The sequence below is a fragment of the Curtobacterium sp. NPDC090217 genome, assembly GCF_044746705.1.
Lineage (GTDB): Bacteria > Actinomycetota > Actinomycetes > Actinomycetales > Microbacteriaceae > Curtobacterium.
This window is the reverse complement of record NZ_JBIVCR010000005.1, coordinates 1-1,245: the sequence shown is the minus strand read 5'-3', so window position 1 is coordinate 1,245 and position 1,245 is coordinate 1. Positions and strand designations below refer to the sequence as shown.

General features: G+C 67.3%; 2 protein-coding genes. One reads left to right on the top strand and one right to left on the bottom strand.

Annotation, left to right across the window (positions count from 1 at the left end):
- Positions 1 to 993, bottom strand: a 993-nt coding sequence (locus ACIPJ2_RS16490; RefSeq protein WP_402729724.1) for a hypothetical protein, incomplete at its 3' end; no start/stop codon positions are given.
- Between the two features lie 22 nt (positions 994 to 1,015).
- Between ACIPJ2_RS16490 and ACIPJ2_RS16485 the strand changes: the two genes are divergently transcribed.
- The coding region (locus ACIPJ2_RS16485) for a hypothetical protein (protein WP_402729723.1) at positions 1,016 to 1,245 on the top strand (230 nt) is incomplete at its 3' end.

Genomic DNA, 1,245 nt, shown 5'->3' with positions numbered 1-1,245 from the left:
GCCGACCGGTGATGTTGACGGTAACCCTGAGGGCTCCGTCGACGGCCCGTCGGGTGCGAACGTGAACGCGGGTGCGTCGGTGTCGGCGTCGGCGGATGCTGATGGGGATAACAACCCGGCTGCGAAGGCGGCGTCGGAGGCGGCTGCGAACAATGACGGCACGTCGGCGGCGTCGGCTGCTGCGGATATCTCGGCGAAGGCTGCTGCGCAGGTGGCTGGGAACCAGAAGACGACGGCGTCGGCGGATGCGTCCAAGGACGCCAAGTCGAAGGCGAATGCGTCGTCGAAGGTTGCGGCGAAGGCTGCTGCTGAGGCGGACAACTCCTCCAACACCAATGGTGGGGCCTCGGTTGCGGCGTCGTCCAAGACGCAGGCGTCGTCGAAGTCCGCAGCGATCGCGGATGCGTCCAAGGACGCATCCCAGGATGCTGCTGCGAACGTGAACGGTGATCCGGGTGCGAACGTGAACGCGGGTGCGTCGGTGTCGGCGTCGGCGGATGCTGATGGGGACAACAACCCGGCTGCGAAGGCGGCGTCGGAGGCGGCTGCGAACAACGACGGCACGTCGGCGGCGTCTGCTGCTGCGGACATCTCGGCGAAGGCTGCTGCGCAGGTGGCTGGGAACCAGAAGACGACGGCGTCGGCGGATGCGTCCAAGGACGCCAAGTCGAAGGCGAATGCGTCGTCGAAGGTTGCGGCGAAGGCTGCTGCTGAGGCGGACAACTCCTCCAACACCAATGGTGGGGCGTCGGTTGAGGCGTCGTCCAAGACGCAGGCGTCGTCGAAGTCCGCTGCGATCGCGGATGCGTCCAAGGACGCGTCCCAGGACGCTGCTGCGAACGTGAACGGTGACCCGGGTGCGAACGTGAACGCCGGTGCGTCGGTGTCGGCGTCGGCGGATGCTGATGGGGACAACAACCCGGCTGCGAAGGCGGCGTCGGAGGCGGCTGCGAACAACGACGGCACGTCGGCGGCGTCGGCTGCTGCGGACATCTCGGCGAAGGCTGCTGCGCAGGTGGCTGGGAACCAGAAGACGACGGCGTCGGCGGATGCGTCCAAGGACGCCAAGACGAAGACGAATGCGTCGTCGAAGGTCGCGGCGAAGGCTGCTGCTGAGGCGGACAACTCCTCCAACACCAACGGTGGGGCCTCGGTCGAGGCGTCGTCCAAGACGCAGGCGTCGTCGAAGTCCGCAGCGATCGCGGATGCGTCCAAGGACGCATCCCAGGACGCTGCTGCGAACGT